Origin of the sequence: Chitinophaga sp., assembly GCF_035564935.1 — a bacterium.
Lineage (GTDB): Bacteria > Bacteroidota > Bacteroidia > Chitinophagales > Chitinophagaceae > Chitinophaga.
In genome coordinates this window covers 1-21,562 of record NZ_DATMTE010000482.1, presented here as the reverse complement: position 1 = coordinate 21,562, position 21,562 = coordinate 1, and the positions used below count along the sequence as shown (strand labels likewise).

4 protein-coding genes are annotated in these 21,562 nt (G+C 50.3%); 3 read left to right on the top strand and 1 reads right to left on the bottom strand.

Annotated elements, in window-relative coordinates:
• The first annotated feature begins 121 nt into the window (after positions 1–121).
• From VN105_RS12405 to VN105_RS12395, 3 genes are read left to right on the top strand one after another with little or no spacing between them, the layout of a single operon-like run.
• Positions 122–16,582, top strand: a complete 16,461-nt coding sequence (locus tag VN105_RS12405) for a Calx-beta domain-containing protein (RefSeq protein ID WP_325641289.1) — start codon at positions 122–124, stop codon at positions 16,580–16,582.
• Positions 16,583–16,620: 38 nt separating this feature from the next.
• Positions 16,621–17,622 (top strand): type IX secretion system membrane protein PorP/SprF, encoded by a 1,002-nt coding sequence (locus VN105_RS12400; RefSeq protein ID WP_325641287.1) that lies wholly within the window; start codon positions 16,621–16,623, stop codon positions 17,620–17,622.
• A gap of 18 nt (positions 17,623–17,640) precedes the next feature.
• The gene (locus VN105_RS12395) at positions 17,641–19,443 is read left to right on the top strand and encodes an OmpA family protein (RefSeq protein ID WP_325641285.1); all 1,803 of its coding nucleotides are present in this window, start codon (positions 17,641–17,643) and stop codon (positions 19,441–19,443) included.
• A gap of 38 nt (positions 19,444–19,481) precedes the next feature.
• Here VN105_RS12395 and VN105_RS12390 read toward each other — a convergent pair whose 3' ends face one another.
• Positions 19,482–21,356 (bottom strand): sulfatase, encoded by a 1,875-nt coding sequence (locus VN105_RS12390; RefSeq protein WP_325641283.1) that lies wholly within the window; start codon positions 21,354–21,356, stop codon positions 19,482–19,484.
• Between the last annotated feature and the right edge of the window lie 206 nt (positions 21,357–21,562).

Below are 21,562 nucleotides of genomic sequence, written 5' to 3'. Positions count from 1 at the left end.
CCAAAACGCAACTGATAATGTCAACTATAACCCGGTTGTAAAATTCAATGGCACCAGTCATCGTATGATACTGGATGGTACAAAACTGCCTGTAGGCATTAGCGCAAGAACTGTAATTGCTATGACAGCCAACGCTTCAATTGCCAACCGCAGCCCGATCAGCTGGGGCAACCAGCTTGCCACATCTACCGGCAACCGTTATGCTATGGAGATAGGTGCAGGCCAGCGTTCTATTGAAACATCCAACAGCCGTTATGGCAATACAGGAGGCAATACTACGCTTCCGAGTATCACTATGTACACCAATGCAAGTAATACCACTACAGCAGCCACCCAGATGAGGATCAATGGTACAGGCGCTGCAGTTGGATTTTTAAGTGTCGGCAATCAGCCTATTAATACAACATCTGCCGCAATGGCTTATTTGGGCGACAACGTACTTAGTGGTGGTGGCTGGTATTACAGCGGTTCACTGGGCGAAACTATTGTGTATGCCAGTGCACTTACCGCCACTGAACAGCAACGGGTTGAAAGCTACCTGGCTATCAAATATGGTATGACGCTGAATAATGGAGCTACCGATTACCTCGCTACCGATGGCACTACCAAAGTATGGGATGCCACCACTAACGCTACGTATAAAAATAATATCACCGGTATAGGCCGCGACGATGTGGAAGGGCTTACACAGAAGCAGAGCCGGAGCATTAATGCAGGCTTCCAGCCCATAGTGGGCCTGGGCGGTATCGCTGAAAGCAACATCGCCAATACTAATACATTTGCTGCCGATAAATCATACCTGGTTTGGGGAGATGATGGCGCCAGCACTTTATTTACCACTGCCATCACCGGCAACCCTGCGGTAACCACCCGTATGGCAAGAGCCTGGAAAGTGCAGGAAACCGGTACCGTTGGCACCGTGGCTATTTCCATTCCGAAAGACCAGCTGCCACGCGTTGCTACCACACCTTACCTCGTAATAAGCAGCGATGCTACCTTTGATGGCGGAGACCAGTTTATACAGCTGTCGCAGGCCGATGTGAACGGTGTGCCAAGCTACTCTGCCAATATTGATCTTACTAATAACCAATACTTCACTTTTGCCAGCTTCGTTACCTCTCCCGGTGGCGTACAGGGCGAAAAGTTATGGGTGAAAGCAGATGCCGATGTGCAGGTAAACGGCAGCAACCAGGTAGAACAATGGCTGAACCAAAGTGGTGCTATGGTGACAGAATTACGTGCCGCCCAACCAAGCCATACAAATCCGATCGTTGCTTCGGCAGACATCGTTCGCGATCCTAATGGTATCAACTTCAACCCGGCAGTTGATTTCACCGGTGCAGTGGGTAAATCCCTGAAAGGAAGTGACGCCGTTAACTGGAACACAACGGCAAACCTGAATATATTCTCTGTGAATAAGCCTGAGGGTACTGGAAATCCGCTGCAGGGTGTTTTTTCAACCAATGGCAGCTGGACAACAATAGGTTTTACCGGCAGAGGACTTCTGCTGGACGCTGGTAAATATGGTCTTGATGGCGCCGGATGCGTTGTGGCACTATCCACGCCTCCTTATGCCGGACCCATTATCGCAAGAGGTGTTTATGTAAATGCTGCAAACTCCCAGAACGGAAGTACCTGGCTAAATGGTAAACAAGGCCCCCTTGGTACAAACTGTGCACCGCAGGCAGATGGCGCTTTCTTTGAACTGGGTGGCCGCACAGGAGATGATGCTTCCTTTGATGGCCGCATCTTCAGTGGCAAGATCCCTGAAGTGATCGTATACAAATCAGCGCTCACACCTACGCAATCTCAACAGATAGAATCATATCTCGGTGTTAAATACGGTATCACGCTGGATCAGAGTACCGCGCAAAACTACCTGGCAACAGACGCTTCCGTGATCTGGAACGCTACTGCCAACAGCACCTATAAAAATAACATCTTTGGTATAGGCCGTGACGACGCGGAAGGACTTGTGCAAAAACAATCCCGCAGCGTACATACCGGTTCTATCCTTACAGCCGGCCTTCGTTCCATTGCTGCTACCAACGCAGACAACACCAATAGCTTTGGCGCAGATAAAAGTTATATCCTGCTGGGAAGCAACAGCAACTCCCTCAGCGTGAGTGGTACCGACCTGCCGGTAGGCAGCTGTATCCCCGAACGCCTCACCCAGGAATGGAAAACACAGTTCACCAATTACGATATCAGTACACAGCCACTCAGCCTGCAGTTCGACCTGACTGGTATCACCGTAAAAGGAACCACTACAGAAGATTTTACCATCATGATCGATGAAGACGGCGATGGTAACTTCAGTACCGGTACAGTGACCGAAATACCTGCCACCAGCTTTAACGGCGGTATCGTGAGCTTTGAAAACATGAGTGCGCTGAAAGATGGCGTTGTGTTTACCCTTGTTACCAGTCATCTTAAGCGTACCGCCAACCTGGTACCGGATGCAACGGTAAGAACAGTAGCCGCTACCTGTATTGATAAAGACACCCTTTATTTCATTGATCCTTCAGATCCGAATAAATATATCGCGTCCATTGCCCTGAACGGCAATACTATGGACGTAACAAAACTCTCTGCTATTGTTGATGTGAACAGGGATATGAATGCAGCGCTGGGTAAGAACAGCGGTACCGATTATGGTACGCAGTTAATGCGCAGACTGGTGCAGATCACCTACACAGGCGCCAACCTCACCCAGAATGGCGGTATTACCCTCCGTCTCTTCCATGACCCGGCAGAAAAAACCAATGCAGAAAATATGCTCTCCGGTACCCGTGGCGTAACAGGCGCACAACGGTGGGTATGGTTCAAACATGCCGGTGATATTGCCACTACGCTGGGCGACCTGGCTCCGCAGGGACTGGCTAATATCACAGAGATCACTCCATCAGGTACCGGTCAGCAGGATGGCGTGGAATACGTTGATTTCAGCGGTATTCAGAACTTCTCCACCTTTGGCGGTTTAACCACTGCCAGCCAGGTGTTGGCTATCACCAAAGTACAGGATGGCGCTGAAGGTACACAGAACGGTTCCTTTAACATCAGCATGCCTGCCGGCGTAACAGCTACGGAAGATGTCACCGTGAATTATGCGGTGACGGGTACAGCAGCTAACGGCGCCGACTATACGGCGTTGAGCGGCACTGTTACCTTCCCGGCAGGTAGCAGCACTATAGCTCTCCCTGTAACAGTTACCGATGATAATATCCTTGAAATAACAGAAGGGGTGACTGTTACGCTGAACGGGGCCTTCGGCGCCGTTAGCGGCAACGCCTATAATATCAGCACTACGCAGAACACCGCGTCTCTGGATATTACCGATAACGACAGCAATAATCCTGTTAAAACTACCGTGGGCGTAACCTGGGCCAGTGATGCAAAGGAACCCGCTACCAACGGGGCGTTTAACATCAGCCTCCCTGCAGGTGTTACTTCTTCGGAAGACATTACCGTGAACTATAGCATTGGCGGTACAGCTACACCAGGTGCAGATTATGGTGTGCTGAGCGGATCAGTGGTGATCCCTGCCGGCCAGCCTGGCGTTGTATTGCCTGTAATAGTAGCCGATGACCAGCTCGTGGAAAACCCTGAAACGGTATTAGTGACCGTAACAGGTGGCAGCTCCACCAACTTTACGCTTACCCCTAGTACGTCTGCCGGTAATGCAACCGTGAATATTGTAGATGATGAAAATACACCAACTAACCTGGTATTGAGCATCGCTAAAACGGCCGATGCTTCAGAACCGGCCACCAACGGCGGCTTTACGATCAGTTTGCCTGCCGGTATTCTGTCTGCTGAAGACATTACCGTCAGCTACAACATCGGTGGTACGGCCACAGGTGGGTCTGATTACACCGCTCTTACAGGTACGGTTACCCTGCAGGCGGGTCAGCCCAGTGTATCCCTGCCCGTTAGTGTAACCGACGACCAGGTAATTGAAAATAATGAAACTGTACTTGTAACGCTTACAGGCGGCGCCAGCACTAACTTTAACTATACAGCCAGTGCCACCAATGGCAATGCCACTGTTACCATAACGGATAATGATAACACCACTGTTAACCGCGTACTGAGCATCGTGAAGAAAACAGATGCCGCAGAACCAGCTACCAACGGTGAGTTTACTATCAGTTTACCTGCTAACATTACTGCATCAGAAGATATAACCATAGCCTATACACCATCCGGTACTGCCAGCAGTGGGGCTGATTACACTGCCCTGGGAACTACTGTGCTGCTACCTGCAGGACAGAACAGTGTATCCTTACCGCTCACCGTTGCCGATGACAAGATCATTGAGAACACTGAAACCGTTATTGCAACGGTGACCGGCGGTACCAGTACCAGCTTTGCCTTCACTGCCAGCAGCACTAACGGTAGTGCTACGGCCAATATCGATGATGATGACAATACCGCTGTTAACCGCGTTTTAGGTGTCAGGAACGCCGGAGGAGATGCTTCCGAGCCGGCCACCAACGGGGCATTTAAGATCGGCCTGCCAACAGGTGTTACTTCTTCAGAACCTGTTACCGTAAGCTATGCTATCACAGGTACTGCTACTAACGGTACCGACTATACTACGCTGACAGGTACGGTGATACTACCTGCCGGCCAGGACAGCATTCTGGTACCGGTAGTTGTTGCAAATGATGAGTTACTGGAAAACACGGAAACGGTGATACTCACCCTTGCCGGTGGAACCAGTACCAGCTTTGCTTTCACGGCCAGCGCTACCAATGGTAATGCTACCGTAAATATTTTGGATGATGACAATACGCCGGCCAATCGCGTACTGAGCATTGCTAAAACAGCCGATGGCGCAGAACCTGCTACCAATGCAGGCTTCAGCATCAGCCTGCCTTCAGGCAAACTCGCATCGGAAGCGATTACCGTGAATTATACCATAGGTGGTACCGCCACTAACGGAACTGACTATACTACGTTAACCGGCACAGCAACAATACCTGCCGGTCAGAATAGTGTAGCCGTACCAGTTACTGTTACCAACGACCAGGTAATAGAAAATACCGAAACAGTAATGCTGACCATCACCGGTGGCAGCAGCACTAACTTTACCTATACAGCCAGCACCACGAATGCCAGCGCTTCCGCTGATATTACAGATGATGACAACACCGCTGCCAACCGCGTACTGAGCGTAAGCAACGATGGCAACGCGGCTGAACCGGGTACTGCCGGCAGCTTTACAGTACGCCTGCCTGCAGGAATAACTTCATCTGTGCCAATCACAGTGAATTATACTATTGCAGGATCAGCTACCAGTGGTACGGATTATACCGCTATCACCGGCGCTATTACCATCCCTGCTGGTAAAGACAGTGTAGCGATACCGGTAAATGTGATTGATGATAAGATCATTGAAGCCACAGAAACGGTGGTTATGACTATCAGCGGAGGAACTGGTGGCAGCTTTAGCTTTACAGCATCACCGACTGCCAATAATGCTATGGTGAATATTGCGGATGATGATGATACGCCGGCCAACCGTACCGTAATTCTGGAACTGCAGAGGGATGGAGCTGAAGGCGGCGCTTCAATCAGGTTTAATTTCCACCTCCCTACAGGAATAACCTCTTCAGAGGCGGTAACAATTAATTATACAGTAGGTGGTACCGCTGTTAAAGGGACAGACTATAACGGCCTTACGGCAACGCATTTCAGCGGCGTAGCAACCATTTCGGCCGGAGGTACTGGCGCAACGTCCATCGTTGGCAATGTTGTTGACGACAAGATCATAGAAGGTACGGAAACAGTGGTGATCACCATCACGAGCGCTTCTTCCGCCAACTTTACCTTTAACCCGGATCCGGTGGCAGGTGTTACGGGTAATATTATTGATAATGATGACTTGCCCGAAAACCGTGTGCTCAGCATCACCAAAGCAGGCGATGCCGCAGAACCGGCTACTAACAATACTTTCAAAATCAGCCTGCCCACAGGAATAACGATTGCCCAGCCTGTTACAGTGAACTATACCATAAGCGGTACAGCCACTCCGGGTACAGACTATGCGGGCCTCAGCGGTACCGCTACCATCCCTGCGGGTGCAGACGGTGTAACGCTGCCTGTAAATGTGATCGATGATAAATTCATTGAGAACCCTGAAACAGTGGTGGCTACTATTAATGGTGGCACCGCCGGCAGTCTTACTTTCACTGCCAGCCCAACCAGCGGCCAGGAAACAATGAATATTGCAGATGACGATAATACAGCAACGAACCGTGCGCTCAGTATCGTGAAACTGTCTGATCTCGAAGAGCCTTCCACAGATGGCTCCTTCCGTATCAACCTGCCGCCTCAGATAAGCTCATCAGAACCGGTAACAGTTAACTATACAGTAACAGGCACCGGTATCAATGGTACAGACTATGCTACATTAAGCGGCAGCGTAGTGCTGCCTGCAGAGCAGAACAGCGTGCTTATTGCTGCGAATGTAACAGATGATAAGATCATAGAAGGCACTGAAACATTAATTGTAACGCTTACAGGAGGCACCAGCACCAGCTTCGCCTTCACCGCCGGTACTACCGGCAATAGCGCGACCGCTAATATCCTGGACGACGATAACATAGCCGCCAACCAGGTACTGAGTGTGTTGAAAGACAGTGATGCCGCAGAGCCAGGCACCAACGGCGCCTTTACTATCAGTTTGCCTGCAGGCTACACGGCAGCAGCGCCAATTACTATCAGCTATACTATAGCGGGTACCGCCACCAGCGGCACAGACTATACCGCGTTGTCGGGCACAGTAATCCTGCCGGCCGGAGACGGAAGTGTATCCGTACCAGTGAGTGTGATCAACGACCAGGTGGTGGAAAACACCGAAACCGTGATCATGACGCTCACCGGTGGTACCAGCACAGGCTTTACTTATACCGTTAGTCCTGTCAATACTGACGCAACCGTAAATATCACCGATGATGAAAACTCACCGGCTAACCGTATTCTGAGCGTTACCAATAAGAGCGACGCCGCAGAACCGGGTACCAATGGTGCGTTTACCATTAGTTTACCTGCTGGTATGTTACCATCAGAAGACATTAACGTCACCTATACCATAGGCGGTACAGCCACAGGTGGCACTGATTATACTGCCCTTACCGGCACAGCTGTTATTCCTGCCGGCCAGAATAGTGTAGACGTTCCCGTAACCGTTACCGATGACCAGATCATAGAAGGTACAGAAACGGTGATCCTTACAGTAGGCAGTGGATCCAGCAGTAACTTCACTTATACTGCCAGCACTACCAATGGCAATGCCACTGTGAATATTGCAGACGATGATAATACCGCTGCCAACCAGGTACTGGCTGTTACCAAAACAGCCGACGCCGCAGAACCTGCTACCAATGGCAGCTTCAAGGTGAGTCTGCCTGCTGGTATTACAGCGGCCAGGGATATACAGGTAACATATAGTATAGGCGCCGGTACCGCTACTCCTGGTACAGATTACCGCGCCATCACCGGTACCATCATCATACCTGCGGGTCAGAACGGTATATCCGTTCCCGTTGCTGTGATAGATAATACAGTGATTGAGCCAACTGAAACCGTGATCCTGAATATCTCCGGTGGAAATGATACACAGTTCAATTATACCGTTGCAGGTGGAGGAGGTTCCGCTACAGTAAATATCAGCGATAATGATCATGTTGCTAACAGCAATATTGTGTTGCTCACCAAAGTTTCCGATGCCATAGAAGGCGGTACTAACGGCCGGTACAGGATTTCCCTGCCGCCGGGCGTTACCAGCTCCGAAGATGTGGTGATTGGATTTGTCCCCCCGGTTAGCCCTACAGACGGAACAGCTGACATTGGAATCGACTATAATTTCCTGGGCCTGTCTGGCGGGAACATTGTTATCCCTGCCGGCGCTAACGAAGTGTATATAGATGTAGACGCTGGCAACGACGGTGCGATCGAAGGACCTGAAACAGTGATACTAACCCTCACCAGCGCTGCTTCGGCCAGTTATCCATTTACCATAGATCCTTCCGGTAACGGAGCGGTAGTGAATATTATAGATGCCAACGCTGCCAGTAGTACGCCGTTACAGGTAATCAGCGGCAGCAATGCAGCGGAACCTGGCACCAACGGCTCCTTCACTGTGAAGCTGGCTGGTGTGGCCACTTCTGCATGGGCTGTTACAGTAGGGTATCGTATATCCGGTACTGCTGTATCCGGTTTGGATTACGAAACAATGGGCAGTGTGGTGATCCCGCCCAATACCAACGCTATATCGGTAGCGCTCAAGGTAAAGGACGACCAGATCATTGAGCCTACCGAAACCATGACCTTCACGCTGTTGTCCGGTAGCGCTACAGATGGCGGCGGTAACGCCTTTATCTTCCCGCCGGATCTGGCTAACGATGACGTTACCGTGAACATTGCGGATAATGATGCCACTGCTGCCAACCAGGTACTGAAAGTGGTGAAAACCACCGATGCCGCAGAACCGAATACCAACGGGGCATTTACGGTGAGCCTGCCTGCGGGTTATACTTCCAGCGCCAATACAACGCTGTCGTATACCATGACCGGTACAGCAACGCGTAATACCGATTACACCATCTTTACTATTACATTACCGGCAAATAGTAACAGCATTACCTTACCACTGACGGTAACAAATGATAAGATCATTGAGAATACGGAAACGGCTATACTAAACCTCAACGGTGGTACAGACGGCAACTCCTTCACGTATAGTGCTGATCCGGCTGGTAACAATGCCACGTTGAATATTGCAGATGATGACAATACTGACGCCAATAAAGTGTTGTTGGTAACCAACAGCGCTGACGGCGCAGAACCGGTAACAAACGGGGAATTTACCATCAGCCTGCCGGTAGGTTATACATCATCGGAAACCATCACCGTCAACTATACGATAGCAGGTACCGCTACCGCTGGCACCGACTATGCTGCCCTGTCGGGTACGGCGACCATACCGGCCGGTGCACCTAAGGTTACCATTCCGGTGACTGTAACCGACGACGACATAATAGAAGGAACAGAAACCGTAACGCTTACCCTCACCGGTGGCACAAGCACCAGCTTTAACTTTACACCTGCAAGCGGCAACAGTACAGCTACGGTGAACATTGCCGACAATGACAACACCGCTGCTAACCAGGTGATCAGCGTCACCAAGAAAACCGATGCTGCAGAACCAGGTACTAATGGTGCATTTACCTTTAGTTTGCCGGCGAATGTTAAATCCGCACAACCGGTAACCATAAATTATACCATCAGCGGTACCGCCATCAACGGAACAGACTATGCTACCCTTTCCGGTTCCATAGTATTACCGGCAGATCAGAATAGTGTAGACCTGCCCGTTACCGTTTCCGACGACAAGATTATTGAAGGAGTAGAAACAGTGATACTCACTGTTACAGGCGGCAGCTCCCCGGCCTTTGTGTTCACGGCCAGCCCAACCAATGGTAATGCTACTGTAAATATTGCAGATGATGATGATATCGCGGGCAACCGTGTACTCAGTGTAGCCAAAACAAAAGATGCCGCAGAACCTGGCACCAACGGCTCGTTCCGTATCAGTTTGCCAACCGGTTACACCGCATCGGCGCCTATCACCGTAAGTTATAATACTACAGGTACCGCTACTACCGGCGACGACTATACGGCGCTGAGCGGTACGGTGATCATACCTGCCGGACAAAACGGTGTATCCGTTCCCGTGAATGTGAAAGATGACCAGGTGATTGAAAATACGGAAACGGTGATCACGACCATCACCGGTGGTACCTCCGGCATCGCTGCCTACACGGCCAGCACAACCAATGCCAGCGCCACCCTGAACATTGCAGATGATGACAACGTACCGGCTAACCTGGTGCTGAGTGTGATCAGGACCACCGATGCGGCAGAACCATCTACCAACGGTGCATTCCGTATCAGCCTGCCCACAGGTGTTACTGTTGCAGAAAATGTAGCAGTGAATTATGGCATCACGGGTACTGCAGTGAATGGCACCGATTATATTAACCTCTCCGGCTTAGCAGTGATTACTGCTAACCAGAACAGTGTGGTGGTACCGGTAACTGTAACCGATGATCAGATCATTGAAGGCACCGAGAAAGTGATCATGACACTGAACAGCGGCGCCAGCGCCAACTTTGGCTTCACGGCCAGCACTACCAGCGGTACTGCTTCCATGGATCTTGAAGACAACGACAATATACCAGCTGCTCTCGTGTTGAGTATTACCAAAGATGCAGACGGAGCGGAACCATCTACCAACGCTGCATTCACCATCAGCCTGCCAACCGGGTACAGGGCATCGCAGGATATTACGGTGAACTATACCGTATCCGGTACTGCAACCAGCGGCGATGATTACACTTCTATCGGTAATTCCATTGTACTGCCTGCAGGCCAGAACAGCATCAGTCTGCCGGTAATAGTAAAAGATGACCAGGTCATTGAGAATACAGAAACAGTGGTGGTAACCATAACAGGAGGTAACAGCACCAGCTTCAACCTGTTACCGGACGGCGCCAACGGCACCGCTACGGCGAACATTACAGATGACGAGGCCATTAACCCGGCCAGCCTGGTACTGGGTATCAGCAAAACAACCGATGCTGCCGAACCGGGTACCAACGGCGCCTTCAGCGTAAGCCTGCCTGCAAATGTTACTGCAGTTGAAGACATTACGGTGAACTATACCATAACAGGTACAGCTGCCGCCGGTGACGATTATACCGCCTTAACCGGAACCGTAGTGATCCCGGCAGGTGATAATAGTGTAGCCATCCCCGTTATTGTCAGCGATGATAAGATCATTGAGAATACAGAAACGGTAATAGCTACCCTCGCGGGAGGCTCATCTTCCAGCTTTACCTTTACAGGTACCGGTAATGCTACCGTAAATATCACGGATAATGATAACGTAGCTGCCAACCTGGTACTGGCTGTTACCGACAATGGCGACGCTGCTGAACCCGGCACCAACGGATCCTTCAGTATCAGTTTGCCTGCAGGATATACCGCAGCCGAAGACATCACCGTTACCTATACTACAGCAGGTACAGCTACCAGTGGCACGGATTACACCGCGCTCCCAGGCACAGCAGTGATCCTCGCAGGTGATAATAGTGTGGCGGTATCAGTGCCGGTACAGGACGACCAGTTGATCGAGCCTACAGAAACCGTGATCATGACATTGACCGGCGGTACTTCCACCAGCTTCACACTTACTGCCAGCGCCACCAACGGCAAGGATACTGTGAATATTACAGACAACGATAACACCGCGGCCAACCGCGTGCTGAGCGTGGTGAAAACCACCGACGCCGCAGAACCGGGCACCAATGGCTTATACACCATCAGCCTGCCTGCAGGTATCGCTGCAACAGAAGATATCACGGTGAATTATACCATCGGTGGTACTGCCACCAGCGCGAAAGATTACACCGCGCTGACTGGTTCAGTGATTATCCCGGCAGGTGACAATAGTGTAACCGTGCCAGTGCCGGTTATCGACGACCAGGTGATTGAAACTCCTGAAGCCGTGATACTCACGCTTACAGGCGGCACCAGCACCAGCTTCAGCTTCACGGCCAGCGCTACCAGCGGTAACGCTACGGTGAATATTGCCGATGACGACAATGTTGCGGCTAACCTGGTTATCAACGTAACCAACCCTGTGGACGGTGCAGAACCAGCCACCAATGGAACGTTTACCGTTGGTCTGCCTGCAGGGTATACCGCATCAGAAGACATCACCGTTAGCTACACCACAGGCGGTACCGCCATCGGTGGAACTGATTATACCGCTCTCGGTGGAACCGTAGTGATCCCGGCTGGTCAGAACAGTGTACCGGTAACCGTAAATGTGATCGACGACCAGATCATAGAAAATACTGAAACAGTAATATTGACAGCCACAGGGGCCAGCTCCACCAGCTTTACGCTCGCGGCAAGCAGCACCAGCGGAAACGCCACCGTGAATATCGCAGATGACGATAACACAGCGACCAACCGAATGCTGAGTGTAAGCAATGCAGGTAATGCTGCTGAACCTGGTACAAACGGTAGCTTTACTATCAGTTTGCCTGCTGGAGTAACCCCGGCCGAAGATATTACCGTAAATTATACCATAGCAGGTACCGCACTGAGCGGAACAGACTACAATGCCCTCAGTGGCACCGTGGTGATCCCTGCCGGACAAAATAGTGTAGCCGTGCCAGTGAGTGTGATCGACGACCAGGTGATTGAAACAACTGAAGCCGTGATCCTCACACTTACCGGTGGTACTTCTACCAGCTTCACTTTCACCGCCAGCGCCACCAACGGTAATGCTACCGTGAATATTAATGATGACGATGATAACGCTGCCAACCGTGTAATACAGGTGAGCAGAACGGCAGACGGCGCAGAACCAGGCACGGACGGCAACTTCAATGTAGGCCTGCCTGCCGGTATCACCGCTGCGGAAGATATCACCGTGAATTACGCGATTACAGGCACCGCGGTGAATGGTACCGATTATGCAAACCTCACCGGTACAGTAGTGATACCTGCCGGTCAGAACAGCGTAGCCGTACCGGTAACCGTAACAGACGACCAGATCATTGAAGGCAATGAAACTGTGATCATGACAGTTACAGGCGGTACATCCACCAGCTTCGTATTCGCTGCCAGCACAACAAGCGGTAATGCTACCGTAAATATTGCCGACGATGATAACACGGCTGCCAACCGCGTACTGCTGGTAACCAATACCGCTGATGCTGCGGAACCGGCTACAAACGGCAACTTCAGCATTAGCCTGCCTGCCGGGGTTACTGCTACCGAAGATATCACTGTTAATTACACGATAGGAGGCACCGCTACTGCCGGTACAGATTATTCTGCTATCACCGGGGTGATCACCATCCCTGCAGGCCAGAATAGTGTAGCCGTACCAGTGATGGTGGCAGACGACAAGGTGATTGAACAAACGGAAACAGTACTGTTAACGGTAACCGGCGGAACATCCACCAGCTTTACATTCACCGCAGGAGGCACAGGCGATGCTACAGTGAATATTACAGATGATGACAACGTTGCGGCTAACAGGGTGCTCAGTATAGCAAAAACTGCCGACGCATCAGAGCCATCTACAGCCGGATCATTCACTATCAGTCTCCCGGCCGGTATTACAGTAGCTGAGAACGTGACAGTAAACTATACAACAGGCGGTACCGCTACCGCAGGTACAGACTACATTGCCCTGAGCACTTCAGCAGTGATACCTGCAGGTCAGAACAGCATTACTGTTCAGGTACCGGTGATCGACGATAAACTGATAGAAAATACAGAAACCGTGGTGGCAACGCTCACCGGCGGAACCTCTGCCAACTTTACTTTCACCGGCAGCGGCAATGCTACCGTAAATATCCTGGATGACGATAACACAACGGCTAACCGCGTACTCGCAGTAACGGCCACCAGGAATGCTGCAGAACCTGCCACAAACGGTGAGTTCACCATTAGCCTGCCTGCAGGCCTGGCTTCATCAGAAGCAGTTACGGTGAATTACACTATCAACGGTACCGCTACCAGCGGCGCAGATTACACGGCCCTCAGCGGCACCGTAGTGATCCCGGCCGGACAGAACAGCGTTACCGTACCAGTACCGGTGCTCAGTGACCTGATCCTGGAAAATACCGAAACAGTGAATATGACGCTCACTGGCGGTACATCCACCAGCTTTGCATTCACCGGTGGCGGCACAGCTACCGTAAACATCACAGATGATGAAAACACCGCCGCTAACCGCATCCTGGGAATTGTGAAAACAACTGATGCCGCAGAGCCATCAACAAATGGAGGCTTTAGTATTAGCCTGCCTGCCGGTATTATTACATCTGAAAACATCCAGGTGAACTATACCATAAGCGGTACTGCAACCAGTGGTACAGACTACAACGCCATCACGGGAACCATCACCATCCCTGCGGGTCAGAACAGCGTAAGCGTTCCGGTAACCGTAAAAGATGATAAGATAATTGAGGTAACCGAAAGCGTGATCATGACATTGAATGGTGGAACTTCTACCAGCCTCAGCTTCACCGGCAACAGTAATGCAACCGTAAACATCAGCGATGATGAAAGCATTACACCGGCCAGCCTGGCACTGACCATCGCCAAAGATACAGACGGTGCTGAACCATCTACCAACGGTAGCTTTAAAGTGAGCCTGCCTGCAGGTATCACCTCTTCTGAAGCGATCACTGTTAACTACACCATAGCGGGTACCGCTACTGCCGGTGCAGACTATACCGCCCTCACGGGTAGCGTAGTAATACCTGCAGGTCAGAACAGTGTAGCCGTTCCCGTAGTGGTTGCGGATGACCAGATCATAGAAGTAACAGAAACAGTAATAGCCACGCTCAACGGCGGTACTGCCACCCACTTCACTTTCGCGGGTAATGGTAATGCTACCGTAAATATCACTGATAATGAAAGCAGCACACCAGCCAACATGGTAGTAACCGCTACCAAAGGTGCAGACGGCGCAGAACCTGCCACTAACGGCAACTTCGCCATCGGTCTGCCGGCAGGCATTACTTCATCAGAAGATGTGACGGTGAACTACACCATAACGGGTACGGCTACACCGGGTGCGGATTACACCGCCCTCACAGGTACCGTAGTGATACCGGCCGGACAGAACAGCGTTACCATACCGGTAACCGTTACAGACGACCAGGTGATAGAAGGTACAGAAACAGTGATCCTGACACCAACCGGTGCAAGTGCTGCCCACTTTACCTTCACCACCGGTGGCAGCGCTACGGTAAATATCACCGATGATGAAAGCAACCTGGTACTGAACATCACCAAAAATGCTGACGGTGCAGAACCAGCTACCAACGGCAGCTTCACTATTGGTCTCCCAACCGGTGTTACCGCAGCTGTGGACATCACCGCCAGCTACACCATAGCAGGTACTGCCCAAGGTGGCGCGGATTACACTGCCCTCACCGGCACCGTAGTGATCCCGGCAGGTCAGAACAGCGTCACCATACCGGTGACCGTAACCGATGACCAGCTGATAGAAGGAACTGAAACAGTGATCGTCACAGGAACCGGTGGCACCGCTACAGGCCTTGTGTTCACGCCAGGCAGCAACAGTACCGCTACCGTGAATATAGCAGACGATGACAACGTGAATATGGATATGACCGTAAGCGCTACAACGCCAAATGCAGCTGAGCCTTCCACACCGGGAGCATTCACCATCGGCCTGGCCAGCGGTAAGATACCTGTAACAGATATCACGGTTACTTATACCATTGCCGGAACCGCCACTGCAGGCAACGATTACACCGCCCTCACCGGCACGGTAGTGATTCCTGCGGGCCAGTCAAGCGTAGTGATACCGGTAACCGTAACAGATGACGACCTGGTAGAACCGGCAGAAACGGTAGTGCTCACCATTACCGGTGGCGAATCGGCCCGTATGAGTTACACAACCGGCGCTAACAGCACTGCCACTGTAACCATTGCAGACGATGATCACACTAACCTGAACCTGCTTGTTACCGCCAGCAAACCAGACGCCACCGAACCGGACGTAAACGGAGCGTTCACCATCAGCCTGGTCAGTGGCAAGCGCACAGCAGAACCCATCACCATACAATACATGATTGGCGGCACTGCCACACCGGATGCAGACTACACGGCCATTACCGGCACTGTTACCATCCCTGCGGGCGCCGGCAGTGTAACCGTTCCCGTTAGTGTGCTGAACGACAGCGAAGTAGAATCCCCTGAAACAGTGGTGTTCATGCTTACCGGCGGACAATCGGCCAGCTACGCCTTCACAAAAGGCAGTACCGGTGAAGCCACTGTAACGATCACCGACACCGATAAATATACCGGTGACCTGATCGTAACCAAGGAAATAGTGGCGCCGGTAACAGGACCGTACCGCATGGGACAGAACCTCACTTACCGCATCACCGTAAGGAATGCAGGCAATGTGGCAATGACTTCCGTGAAAGCTGAAGACCGCCTGCCGGTACAGCTGGATGTGCCTTCTCATACTTCCGCCGAAAGGGGAGAAGTAGTGGTAACTCCAGCCACTAAACTGGTAGAATGGAATATTGGCAACCTGGCAGCGGGAGCCACCGTTCAAATGACGCTAACCTCCCGCGTAATAGAAGGCGGACAGCTGATCAATGAAGCTACTGCTTACAGTACAAATATGCCGGATGCCGATAGTACAAATAACACAGGCGTATCCGCTGTGGGAGTGGAAGGATCAGACCTGTTGTTCCCGAACGTGATCACACCGAACGGCGATGGCAAGAACGAAAGGTTCATCATCGGCGGATTGGAAAAATACCCGGGTTCAACGCTGTATATCTTCAACCGCTGGGGCGGACAGGTGTACCAATCCAAAGATTACCGCAACGACTGGAACGGTTCTAACCTGAACGAAAGTACTTACTACTATATACTGGAGGTAAGAAAACCGGATGGCATCAAAAAGTATAAAGGCTGGATAACAATACTGCGGTAAAAAACAAAATAATATCTGCTACAAAAAAAGTGTAAAAGATGCAAACAGTACTCAGAGCAGGACTAATGGTGATACTGCTGGCAACAGGGATGCGCGGAGTGGCGCAACAGAACATACAGTTCAGCCAGTATGTGTTCAACGGGTTAAGTATTAACCCCGCCTATGCAGGTTATAAGGAAGACTTGTACGTGAACACCGTTTACCGCCATCAGTGGGCCGGGTTTCCCGGTGCGCCGCGTACAGGCGGTGTATCGGTAGACGGGGTAACGCCCGCCAGCGACAATAAGGTGGGGCTGGGGCTGCAACTGCTATATGATAAACTGGGGCCGCAGGAAGCATTATCGCTTTATGGTTCTTACGCTTACCGGATCCCGCTGGACGATGAAGGCACACGCCGGCTTTGCTTCGGCCTGGGAGGGGGCGTTACCCAGTACTCCATTGATGGTACAGCCCTGCAATACACCGATAATGACGACTCGGCCATACCCCTGGGTAAAAAGAGTGTGTGGATACCGGATGCCCGCTTCGGGATCTATTACTACACTTCCCGCTTTTATGCAGGAGCTTCCGTAATGGACCTGTTTTCCCTTTATACCGATGCTACGCGGTATAACTGGAAAGGGAACAATTATGCTACCATCCGGAAAACACAGCACCTGTATATTACTACAGGCGCTATGTTTCCACTGAGTGAGGGCTTGCAGCTGAAACCTTCTATCCTTATTAAAGAAGATTTTAAAGGGCCTACCAATGTAGACATCAATGCCTTCCTGTTAATTGGTGAAAAGCTGTGGGCAGGCGCTTCCTATCGCACCGGTGTAGGCCTTTGGAATAAAACCAACCTGCAAAAAGACCTGACAGAACTGGATGCCGCCAGTGTGATGGTGGAGTTTTACGCTACAGAAAACCTGCGTATCGGCTATTCTTACGATCTGAGTATTAATAAAATGGCGGGTTACCAGGGAGGATCGCATGAAATATCATTAGGCTTTTTAATCCCTTCGAAAAATTTCACTGTAAAGAACCCCCGGTATTTTTAAAACTTAGTTACTACCCGTATGAGACGTTGTATAATTATTATCCCGCTGATGTTGTCGAGTATCTTCAAGGTGTATAGCCAGGAGCAGAAAAGCTTGTCGCAGTTAGCCAATGCCGCATACGCCAGGCAACAGTATGCAGAAGCAGGAGCGCTCTATAACAGGATCGCCCGTAACAAGGGAAAAAAGATGCCCGTGGATCAGCTGATGAAAATGGCGCATAGTTACCAGGAGATCGGTTACTATAAAGAAGCATCAGATATATACCAGGAGATTATAAGTAGACCGGGCCATCCGGCGGCTGCTTATTTTGCTTATGGAGAAGTGCTGCGGCAACAGGAACAGTATGATGCCGCAAAGCAGCAGTATGCGTTGTTCACCACGTCCAATGCGGATAGTATTCAATTAAAGAATATTGCCCTGCAGGGCTGCGACAGTGCAGTTGTATGGCTTAAACAGGCCGCCGCTGTACAATTAAAACCACTTAAAGAACTTAACACTTACGGTTCAGACCTGGTGAGCGGGGTAGTAAAGAAAGGATTGCTGCTGATGTCAAACGGGTACCGTTCCCTGTCATTGAACAACGGGTCCGAGGCGCACCCTGCTACCGACAAACGCACCGAACAGCCTTATTACAAAGCATACATTTACCAGCAATACGCTATTGGCAATGCCAATTCATACCTGGAAGAACTGGCGCCTGCACTGCTGGGAAAATATGACTATCATATTGGCCCGGTATGTCTTAGCAGCGGTGAAGATACCCTCTACGCCACTATCAACATACAAAAGGGTGTACCTGTTACAGGCAAAGGGCTCGTGAATGGCGTCCGCCATTTGCAGATCTACCAGTCGGTAAAAAAGGATGGCAAATGGACTACTCCGGTACTGATGCCCGGCATTAACATGGAAGGATATTCTTCCAGTCATGCGGTGCTAAGCGCTGATGGCGATATACTTTATTTTGTATCCGACCGCCCGGGAGGACAGGGGCAAACTGATATCTGGTACGCCGAAAAGCAGGCCGATGGCGCCTGGGGCGCACCCGTTAATTGCGGCAGCCAGGTAAATACAGTAGCGGCGGAAACGTTCCCCACCGTTAATGAAGAAGGTATTCTTTATTTCTCCAGCAGGGGATATGCAGGAATGGGAGGTTATGATATCTACCGGGTAAAAGGAGCGAAGACCAGTTGGGAAGTACCGCAGAATATGAAATTACCCTTTAACTCCGGGGCTGATGATATAGGATTGATATTGAAACGCAACGGTTATGAAGGATACCTGGCTTCCAATAAACCGGGTGGCATGGGTAAGGATGATATTTACTTCTTCTCAGATGCCGATTACTTTAACAGGCTTAATGGCAACCAGCCACCGCAGGTTGTTACAGAGCATAACGCCACACCTGTAACGGGCGGGCGGCCAGGTTTGGTAGAGAAAAAACATACGGCGGAAGAAGAAACAGATAAGCAGCAACTGGAACAACTGAAGTTCTTATATAACTACAACAGCGCCTCGCTGCTCGTAGAATCCCGGAAGATCCTGGACCAGGTAGCGGCAGTGCTGAAACGCCATCCAAACTGGCGCATCGTGATCGCTTCGTTTGCAGATAGCCGTGGTTCAGACCAGTACAATACCGATCTGTCGGCATTGCGTTGTTACGCAGTAATTGACTACCTGGTGAATGCGGGTATAGATCCTAAAAGGCTCTACTACAGCAATAAAGGAGAGCGTGATCCTGTGAACGGCTGTAAAGATGGCGTGCCGTGTAAGGAAGACGAGTATAAGCAGAACAGGCGCACCGAACTGCAGATAAAATGGTAACAATAAAAAGCCATAAGATCACCGGTACCCCGGTGGTTTTATGGCTGCGCCGATAATTGATTCATAGTAAATCTTAAGTCGCTGATTGTTCCCTGGTAGGTTTGAAGAGGACCCTTCATTTCTTCTCCCTGTATCTTACCGCAGGTAACATATCCTGCTTTAATTTTTGTTAAACCACCTTTTACTGTTTTCTTTAAAATAGTTTGATGATTAAAGCGGATCTCAAGAGCGCCTTCTTTAGACAAGCTAAAAAACAGTTGTCCCCCGTTTGCAGGAATTAGCTGGCTTTCTACTACAGTGTTATCCGCCAGCACCATGCCTATTTTATGCTCATGCGCATATAGTTTGAAATTGTTGAAATAATCACATACCACGCCTCCCTTATCAATGCTGTCGAGATAAGCGGTAATGATCAGCGTGTCGGGGTTCCATTTCTTCCTGTTAAAAGAAAGATCAGAGGCGCCCATACTTTGCCGGATGGTATAACCCTGATCAAAGAACCCGGGCAATGTTCCTGCTTTTATCATCTCCCCGGTTTCTCCCTGTCTCTTTAATTCTTTATCCAGCAGCGCTTCCAGGGTTTTTACCTTGCTATAGTAAGCGGGATTGGCTACAAGGTTCTGGAACTCGTTACGGTCTGCCGCCAGGTTGAAAAGTTCTTCCGGTGGATGATAGCTGTAGCGGTCCAGCAGGAATTTAGTTCTGGTACTGGTTTCCGCATCAGCTTCCCAGGTATCAAAATAAAATTCATTCCGTTCTGCTTTATCAATGTGCGTGATAAAACGAAGCCCCGGATGATAGTTCCGGATATAATGAAAGCCATCGCCGGTAATAACAGTGCGTGATGGTGTATAATTATACCAGAAATGAGGTTCCATAGATGTTTCCGCAAAAATGTAAGGATGCTGGCTTTTTGCATTATGCAGCATTACGGCTTTAAATGATTTACCATCCAGCTCCTTTATCTCCTTTCCGCCTCCCAGGTCTATCAGCGTAGGTGTTAGATCAACCAGCGAAACAAGTGCATCGGAAACTGCGCCGGCACTAACTTTGCCCGGCCATCTCACGATCAGCGGCACCCTTAATCCCTGGGCATATACCGACCATTTCGCAGAAGGGAACTGTGCGCCCTGATCCGACAGGAACATCACTACCGTGTTATCTTTTTTACCTGATTGATCGATGGTTTGCAGTACTTCTCCCAACATTTTATCTGCTTCCTGGATGCTTTGATAATAGGCAGCCAGCGCTTTGCGGGTAGCTTTGGTATCGGCCAGGTAATCGGGTATTTTTAATTTTGCAGGATCAAAATCCCGGTTGGGAAACCAGGGCACATGAGGCACCCAGGGCGCAACAATCAGGCAAATAGGCTGCTCCGGCCGGTTCCTGAAATGATCTGCTATCATATGAACCGTTTCCTTTTTACGATCCAGGCGGTTTTCGATGGGAAGGTATTTCCCAAATTCTTCCCCGATTATTTCAAACGGAAAATTATGAAGAGGGAATACATCTGTTTTCCCTGAGATGACCACCCTGTATCCAAGCTGTTGCAGGAACTGTGGCAGGTTCCTGGTATTGGGCCTTACGGTGAAATGATTCATCTGCGCCCCGTTACGGAATGGGTACAGCCCGGTGAACATAGCGCTCCTGGAAGGCGTGCATATGGGCGATGCGGCATAAGCGTTGTTAAACCGCATTCCTTCCGCAGCAAGCAGATCCATGTTGGGGGTTTTGATATCGCTGTTGCCATAACATCCCACATCCTGTTGATTCAGGTCGTCGGAAAGGAAGATCACTATGTTGGGTTTTTGCTGTGCAACAGCAGGCAATAAGCCATAGCTGCTGAACAGCACGGCTGTAGCAAGTTTTTTTAAGTTTTTGGAGAGATGTTTTTTCAGTGGATAGTTAAGCATAGTCATATTATTTCAGGAACGCTTCGAATATTATATGACCGCATAAGATATAAAAGAACAGGCAGTAATGCAAATCCTGCCGTGAAAGCGCCTGCTGCTAAGAAAAGGGAAATTCTGCCTATTTTTGATTTATACGCAATGTTGAACTCATACCAGAAATGAAAGAATCGACCAGTAAAAACCAAAGCGGCCATTTAAATCCCGGA

Excerpts from the sequence above, each read along its gene's own strand:
- VN105_RS12395 (WP_325641285.1), top strand. The coding sequence starts at position 17,641 with ATGAGACGTTGTATAATTATTATCCCGCTGATGTTGTCGAGTATCTTC.
- VN105_RS12405 (WP_325641289.1), top strand. The coding sequence starts at position 122 with ATGACAGCCAACGCTTCAATTGCCAACCGCAGCCCGATCAGCTGGGGC.
- VN105_RS12400 (WP_325641287.1), top strand. The coding sequence starts at position 16,621 with ATGCAAACAGTACTCAGAGCAGGACTAATGGTGATACTGCTGGCAACA.
- VN105_RS12390 (WP_325641283.1), bottom strand. The coding sequence starts at position 21,356 with ATGCTTAACTATCCACTGAAAAAACATCTCTCCAAAAACTTAAAAAAA.